General features: G+C 43.2%; 8 protein-coding genes. 6 read left to right on the forward strand and 2 right to left on the reverse strand.

The window, feature by feature from the left end; genetic code table 11:
- Positions 1-373 precede the first annotated feature (373 nt).
- Positions 374-2,962 (forward strand): NACHT domain-containing protein, encoded by a 2,589-nt coding sequence (locus tag F6K46_RS10530; RefSeq protein ID WP_293051515.1) that lies wholly within the window; start codon positions 374-376, stop codon positions 2,960-2,962.
- Positions 2,963-3,255: 293 nt separating this feature from the next.
- Here the strand turns inward: F6K46_RS10530 and F6K46_RS10535 are convergent, their stop codons facing one another.
- Positions 3,256-3,645: a RidA family protein gene (locus tag F6K46_RS10535; RefSeq protein WP_070390993.1), complete on the reverse strand. Its 390-nt coding sequence runs from the start codon at positions 3,643-3,645 to the stop codon at positions 3,256-3,258.
- Positions 3,646-3,808: 163 nt separating this feature from the next.
- On the opposite strand from F6K46_RS10535, the gene F6K46_RS10540 reads away from it, so the two are divergent.
- From F6K46_RS10540 to F6K46_RS10555, 4 genes are read left to right on the forward strand one after another with little or no spacing between them, the layout of a single operon-like run.
- Complete coding sequence (locus F6K46_RS10540; RefSeq protein ID WP_293051510.1) at positions 3,809-4,897, forward strand: glycosyl transferase; 1,089 nt, start codon at positions 3,809-3,811, stop codon at positions 4,895-4,897.
- Positions 4,898-4,914: 17 nt separating this feature from the next.
- A complete protein-coding gene (locus F6K46_RS10545) occupies positions 4,915-5,514 on the forward strand; it encodes a hypothetical protein (protein ID WP_229415172.1) in 600 nt (199 codons plus the stop codon).
- 25 nt (positions 5,515-5,539) lie between these two features.
- On the forward strand, positions 5,540-6,109 hold the full coding sequence (locus F6K46_RS10550) for a hypothetical protein (protein WP_293051506.1): 570 nt from the start codon (positions 5,540-5,542) through the stop codon (positions 6,107-6,109).
- 26 nt (positions 6,110-6,135) lie between these two features.
- Entirely contained in the window at positions 6,136-6,555 is a 420-nt protein-coding gene (locus F6K46_RS10555) for a secondary thiamine-phosphate synthase enzyme YjbQ (protein WP_075896295.1), read from the forward strand.
- 80 nt (positions 6,556-6,635) lie between these two features.
- Here the strand turns inward: F6K46_RS10555 and F6K46_RS10560 are convergent, their stop codons facing one another.
- Complete coding sequence (locus tag F6K46_RS10560) at positions 6,636-6,779, reverse strand: hypothetical protein (RefSeq protein WP_158516952.1); 144 nt, start codon at positions 6,777-6,779, stop codon at positions 6,636-6,638.
- 82 nt (positions 6,780-6,861) lie between these two features.
- Here F6K46_RS10560 and F6K46_RS10565 point away from each other — a divergent pair, with 82 nt between their 5' ends.
- Positions 6,862-7,125, forward strand: coding sequence for a DUF3146 family protein (locus F6K46_RS10565; protein WP_070390996.1), 264 nt, complete (start codon positions 6,862-6,864; stop codon positions 7,123-7,125).
- The last annotated feature ends 160 nt before the right edge of the window (positions 7,126-7,285 follow it).

Consider the following 7,285-nt stretch of genomic DNA (forward strand, 5'->3'; position numbering starts at 1 on the left):
TCTAACATTTTTACAAAGTAATACGACACGAACGAAGATATCACAAATGACAGACAAAGAATGAGAGTGATAAAATGCTAAAAACTCAATTATATTACTAATAGTTAAAAATATATATTTAAAATATAGCATTGTTTATAAAAATTTATAATTGATCAGCCGTTTGATCGAGTAAGCGTGTTTACACCAAGTTGGGTTGTTACTAGGTCACTATTGCAACGGTTTTTTGCCCAAGAGGATTGAGCGTTGACAGTTGACGGTTAAAAGTCAAATTCAAGGATAGTCTTACCAGTAAATTACATCTTTAAGCGGCAACTTAGTATTAGACTCGCTTACACTCGAAAGCAAGGGGCTTTGTAGCAGTAGCATCACTATGCCAGAAAACATGTCGGACAAGCCATCGTTCCAAAACAAGTCAAATGAGAAAGCTTTGGAACCAGAAGAAAACTTGGTCATGGGGTTGTGGGGAAAATTCACCTCACAGTTTCACGACGGAAAATCAACCTCACAGTTTCAAGACAAGTATTACCAAAGCTTAGTCTACGGTTTTCGTGACTTGAAGACAGTAGTGTTGAACACAAGGCTATCAAGGTTGGATTTCGAGCAGGTATTTGTCCCCCTAAGATTCGCTACAAAAATTCCAGGTAATAGACCATTACCTAAGACAAACTCCCATCAATCTCAGATCAGTCCGGAAATTTGGGATTTTATCGCCAAAATACCTAAAAGACGAGCCTATCGACATTTGGCAATCATTGCCCCCCCAGGATCAGGAAAAACCACTACCTTGCAGCATTTGACCCTGACCTATGCCAACAATGCTCACCGCCAGTATAAAGCGCCAAAACTAATTCCTATACTGGTATATTTGCGGAATAGTTGCGATCGCATTACTAGTGAGCAAAAACCTAACTTGGCACAGCTAGTTACGAAACAAGTTGAGGAAGGGTCATTACCAGGATTGGGTCAATCCGCAGGCTTGGAGAAACCTCCTGCTAATTGGTTTCGGGATCAGTTAGAAAATGGCAAATGCTTAGTGATGTTGGATGGGTTGGATCAAGTAGCTGATCCGGATCAGCGTCAGCAGGTGAGTCAATGGGTTAACCAGCAGATGCAAACCTATCCCCAAACTGCTTTTATCCTGACATATCGTCACCAGGGCTATCGTAGTATACTGGGGTCGCAGATCGAAACAGTTTTAGAAGTACAACCATTCAATTTCAACCAAATTCAGCAATTTCTTCAGGGCTGGTATCGACAAGCTAAGATTAGTAGTCCCAGAAAACAATTATCAGCTCAGAAGCAAGTTGAGGATTTAGTAGAGCGGATTAGAAAGAATCCCTCGATAGCTTCCATGGCAAGCAACCCACTGCTCCTAACTATGATAGCTACCCTTCACGCTTGCGGTAGCATCTTACCAGAGCGTCGGGGAGAACTTTACAGCAAAATTTGCCATGTATTGCTGGAGGTGTCATCAGCTCAGAACATCCCTAGACCGCTAACAACTGTGCAAAAACAATCAGTCTTACAAAGACTAGCACTAGGGTTGATGGAACAGGAAGCTTGTGAATTCACCCCATCTGATACTCAAGACCTCTTAGCATCAGTGGCCGGGAGTCGGCTAAAACCAAAGGAATTTCTTAAGCATATAGAGACAACTACTGGGTTATTAGTGGAAAGGAGGCTAGGGATTTACGAGTTTGCTCACCAGAGTTTTCAGGACTATTTAGCCGCTGCTCAGGTAAAGGAACTGAACCAAGAGCAGATCTTGATTAAAAATGTGGATAATCCCTGGTGGACTGAAACTATCCGCTTCTGGGCGTCGGATGCTGATGGCACTAACTTGATTCGTGCAGCCTTGGAAAAGGCTACAGAAGAGTCTTTAGCTTTTGCCTATAATTGCCTAGCGCAAGGGTTGACCGTTAAGCCTAAGCTAGAGCAACAACTTGAACAAGTCCTAGCAGCCGATTTAGCATCCCCTAATCAAGAAATTGCTCAGTTAGCTGCAGAGGTTAAGTTATCTAGGCGGTTGAATCAACTATTCCGAATTGATGACAGAATCGAAATTGGCTTGAGTTATATTACCTGTGCTGAGTATCAATTATTTTTGGATCAAAGCCTAGCAGCAGGTGAGTATCATCAGCCAGATCATTGGGAAAGCAAACGGTTTATAGCGTTAGAGGGAAATCAGCCAATTACTGGAATTGAAGCTAGTGATGCCGAAGCATTTTGTAAATGGTTGACTCAAAACTACTCAACACCAGGATTCAGGTACAGATTGCCCACTTCCGATGAAGCACAGGAGTACCAAGCGATTGAACAGCCAGTAGGCTGCTGGTGCCAGGAAAAAGAACACAACGTGATTGTGGGCATAAAAGCAGCTAAGTGGAAAAATTGGCAAAAACAATTAGCTAATGTTGTTCAACTAGATATAGCTCTAGATTTAAACCTAAACTTGGAGGGGGAACTAGAACTGTTCCGATACCTAGATATCCAACTCTACCGGTATTTAGAGCTTAACCTCTACCAATACCGAAACCTTTACCAAGAGCTTGAACAAAACCTCGACCTCGATCGATATCTTTACCAGAACCTTGAGCCATACCAAGACCTATACAAAGACCTCAAGCTAGGTAAATATATCAACCTCAATCCCTACCTCAACCTCAACCTTAACCGATACGAAAACCCAGATCTTAAATTACTTCGCTTCTATGTTTTGTTAGTGTTTATTGCCTGGAGTGTTCGAGCTGATATTTATCAAAAAGCGGCTACCAATCCTGAAATCCTGAAACCTGTTCATTTGACGGTTAAAAATTGTCAAGACTTAAGCCGTAAGTATGGCAATAATAGGGATAAAATTGCTCCAGTTTACACATTATTTTTATTAATGGATGAGCGACGAACTGGTCGAATGCCAGCTTGGGAGGGAATTCGGGTTGTTCGAGAAAAAATTAACTAGACTATCCAATAAAAAAAGCCAAATAATTATTAACAGTTATAAATTGAAATGCCGATTAGCTTACCATCGGCGAAGCGGGCAAGCTGAATGCTAATAGCTAAATCTAATAGCTAAATCCTTGATACAGCGTTTTTCATAACTATCAGGTACACGGGATTTTTTAACTCTTCCCTCTTCACTATTCCCTCTTCCCTCTTCCCTCTTCCCTACTCCCTGCTCCCTGCTCCCTGCTCCCTAAAAGCCCATAATTTGTACCTCATCGAATTGCAAACCGCCGTAATTTACCATTATCATTAATCACCACAATAAACAATCAAATCAATTTCTACATCACCATTACCAGCCAGACCTATGACTCCAACCGTTGTTCGACAAGGTAACCGATTCTTGTTAAAATAAGAAACATATAAGTCATTAACTGTCTGGTAGTATCTAAAATCAGTGACAAAAATGCGAGCCATAACTACCTGAGCGAAGCTAGTGCCAGCATGGTCTAAAACCAGCTTCAAGTTTTCCATTACCTGTTTAGTCTGTTCCTCAATTGACCCAATTATTACTTTTCCAGTGACAGGGTCTTCAGCTAGCTGTCCCGTCACAAATAGAAAATCTCCTGCCCGAACAGCGTGGGAATAAGGAGCTACAGGTGGCAGAACGTTGTTCGGTAAAGTTATATATTCCAGCACGTTTTCAACTCCTTAAACAATAAACTTTAAATTTTTTTCTGAATTTGATTTTCAAGTGTGGAAATTATAATCAAGGTAGTAACTGCCAAAGTTAGCCACTTGTGGTTTATTTTTGTTAGCCTGCATTAAAGCCTTCAATTAACTCAATACCTGAGCTCCTAGAATGTCTAGACCAGTTTTATACATCGCTATCACTAGCCACGGTTTTGGTCATGCTGTACGTACTGCCTCCGTAGCTGCGGCTATTCAACGACTGTGTCCGGATATCTTACTGATTCTAGTAACAACAGTACCACGCTGGTTATTAGAATCCTACATTCCCGGGGATTTTATTCATCGCCCACGGGCTTTTGATGTTGGTGTTATTCAAACCGACAGCTTAACGATGGATAAAGAGGTAACATTAACCAAACTAAAGCAAATTCGTTCCAATGCTAGATCAATAATTGCTAGTGAGGTTGACTTTATTCGTAACAATCGAGTCGGGCTGATCTTAGCTGATATTCCCCCCTTAGCTGTAGGTATTGCTCAAGCGGCTGACATTCCCTGTTGGATGATGAGTAACTTTGGTTGGGACTTCATCTATCGAGACTGGGGAGGAGAATTTGCCGAGATTGCCGATTGGATCAGTGAGTATTATGGAAAATGCGATCGCTTATTTCGTCTTCCTTTACATGAACCCATGAACGCTTTCACCCATATCACCGATGTGGGCTTAACAGGGGGATACCCAGGTTACAGTACAGATCAATTAAGGAAGCATTGTGATCTGAAGTCTCCAAAGTCTAAAACAGCTTTACTCACCTTTGGGGGATTAGGGTTGGAACAAATTCCTTACCATAATCTATCTAGATTCCCTAACTGGCAATTTATCACATTTGACTCTCAAGCACCAGATTTACCCAATTTACTAAAAATCAAGGGTCACGACTATCGACCAGTGGATTTCATGCCCTTGTGCTCGCGAGTGATTTCCAAACCGGGGTACAGTACTTTTGCTGAAGCCTTACGCCTGGATATACCTATTTCTTCAGTTACCCGCTCGGGATTTGCTGAAGCCGCTATCCTAATAGAAGGGGTGCAAGACTACGGTCACCACCAGATTTTAACACCGACAGAATTTTTCCACGGCAAGTGGGAATTCCTCCATCACACTCCCAAGCCTCCCAGAAAATCTCAAAGCTTGGTAAAGGATGGAACAGACAAGATTGCTAAAGATATTGTTAACTACCTCCAGACTCTCACTAAATAGCCTAGATAGCCCCTGCCATGATATCTACCGTAGATTCGCTTATAGAACAGATCCAGAATAGCCACAATTCTATCCCAAAGTCCATCGACACACCAGAAACCTCTACTATTGAAGAGGAAACCTCTAAAGAGCAGACCTCTTTCCCCAGCCTAGAGTTGGCAGCACGAGATGTTCGTATGGTACTTGATCAACAAAGGGAGCGCAGTCAAACCTTGACCACAAAGCTCAATATCTTGTTTGTCACTAATGGAGCCTTGTTAACGAGTTTAACCATCTCGGGACTAGTATTTTTCCGCAGTCCCTTTGGTATTGCTGAGATACTGGGATTTATGCTTAATTTTACCCTACTAATCCGTGCTTTTCTACCGCGTCAGATCGCAGTCAGTCCCAACTTGGGAGATAAAAAATTCCTAGAACGTTACCTGGTACTCTCACCAGAACAATACCAGCTACAGATGCTGGTTAATCTGGTAGAGACTTATAATGCAAACAGGCAGCGATTAGAAGATTTTTCTCTATCGTTGAAGTATTCTGCTTATGTCACTTGGGGGGTTGCCTTGATTATTACGTTGAATGTCATAGCAGAGTTTTGCATTCCTGCGCTTAAACTGATGTGATGTATTGTTGGCTTTCGCTCAGACTATGAATTCTAAACAGGTTAATAACAAAACCTCTGGAGAACCTTTGAGTTTACCGGAACCAGACCCAGAGAACATCACTGTCTTGACCCGTAACCTGCCCAACGAGCCAATTCTGCCCTGGAATCACTATGATTCCCCTTGGCGTGACGGGGAACCGGAGAATCCAGAGGTATCAGAAAATTCGGAGCAGGCAGATGAGTCGAGTGACAATCAATCTGCAACTGAGCCAGAATCAGCAGAAAAGCCAGAGTTATCAGAAACTGCTGCTCAACTGGATAAGTTGTATACAGAAGAATTGGCAACTGTCCCTGAGTCGTTATCAAAAGATACTCTAGAGTCATCAGAAACTGCTGCTGTGGTGGATAAGTCTGCTGACCATCCACCAACAGCTGTAGCCACAGAAACCTCGGAAACACCTGTGGTGGATAAGTCTGCTGACCATCCACCAACAGCTGTAGCCACAGAAACCTCGGAAACACCTGTGGTGGATAAGTCTGTTGACCATCCACCAACAGCTGTAGCCACAGAAACCTCGGAAACACCATCGGAGGAACTGAAACAGCTCGGGTAGCAGTGGCTCGATTAACCAACCTTTCTATGACTCATTATCAACAACGACTCAAAATTAAGACTACCGGTAAATCGTTCTCCAACATTACCCGGAAAGTTCAATCCGTGGTTGCTACATCAGGACTGGAGACTGGACTGTGTACCATTTTCCTCCGTCATACCTCGGCAAGTTTGGTAATTCAGGAAAATGCTGATCCTGATGTGCTCACGGATTTATCGAACTTTTTTGCTAAATTAGTACCAGAAGATGGCAAAAGCTATAGCCATAGTGCCGAAGGTCCCGATGATATGCCTGCTCATATCCGCAGTGCACTGACCAAAACATCGGAACAGATTCCTATTGCTCAAGGGAGATTGCTCCTAGGAACCTGGCAGGGCATTTATATTTGGGAGCATCGGCGACAGGCTCACTACCGGGAGTTGGTGGTGCATATCGCAGGGAATTAATCTCAACCAGTATCTATTCTAAGTATTACCTAAAATTGTTACCAATCAGAAGACATGGTGACCAGTACTGAGGGGTCACTTTATTCAGGAGTCAAGAGCCAGGTAGAGTTGTGCTTGCTGTAGGGATTGAGTAAAGCGTGATTTTTTATGCGTGGAAGGGTTTTGTAAAAAGCATCCATCAGCACCTGGTTGCCTTGGGCATCAACCACCCAGACTGATACCACATTCGGGTTGATCCCTATTGACTTATCTCCCAACAGGTCTGCTAACCTATGTCTTTAAAGCAGATTAGGAATTTTTACCATTGTGAGTGCAAAGGGTTTGCCTGAAACCACTGCCTACGTCAGAATTACGCGGCACTGCTGGCAACAGGGCAAGATTGAAGGGGAAGTCCAAGCCGCAGACTATGAATGGGAGTTTCAATGGCATTTTCGGATAAGTCAGCTGTTAGTCACCCCCTCTCTAGGCCGTGCCTTGATTCAGGAACCCCTTGGCAGATTTTTAGAACAGTGGGATTACCAGCTCGAACCAGGAGGAAACTATGCTTTTACCATTCGAGCTGAACTCTAGCATGTCTCAATTCCGTGAGGTACTTTTTTTCTGGGGAGTAGGGAGTAGGGAGTAGGGAGTAGGGAGTAGGGAGTAGGGAGTAGGGAGTAGGGAGTAGGGAGTAGGGAGTAGGGAGTAGGGAGTAGGGAGTAGGGAGTAGGGAGTAGGGAGTAGGGAGTAG

The sequence above is a fragment of the Moorena sp. SIO3E8 genome (assembly GCF_010692445.1).
Taxonomy (GTDB): domain Bacteria; phylum Cyanobacteriota; class Cyanobacteriia; order Cyanobacteriales; family Coleofasciculaceae; genus Moorena; species Moorena bouillonii.

Excerpts from the sequence above, each read along its gene's own strand:
- F6K46_RS10555 (WP_075896295.1), top strand. The coding sequence starts at position 6,136 with ATGACTCATTATCAACAACGACTCAAAATTAAGACTACCGGTAAATCG.
- F6K46_RS10540 (WP_293051510.1), top strand. The coding sequence starts at position 3,809 with ATGTCTAGACCAGTTTTATACATCGCTATCACTAGCCACGGTTTTGGT.
- F6K46_RS10530 (WP_293051515.1), top strand. The coding sequence starts at position 374 with ATGCCAGAAAACATGTCGGACAAGCCATCGTTCCAAAACAAGTCAAAT.
- F6K46_RS10545 (WP_229415172.1), top strand. The coding sequence starts at position 4,915 with ATGATATCTACCGTAGATTCGCTTATAGAACAGATCCAGAATAGCCAC.
- F6K46_RS10550 (WP_293051506.1), top strand. The coding sequence starts at position 5,540 with ATGAATTCTAAACAGGTTAATAACAAAACCTCTGGAGAACCTTTGAGT.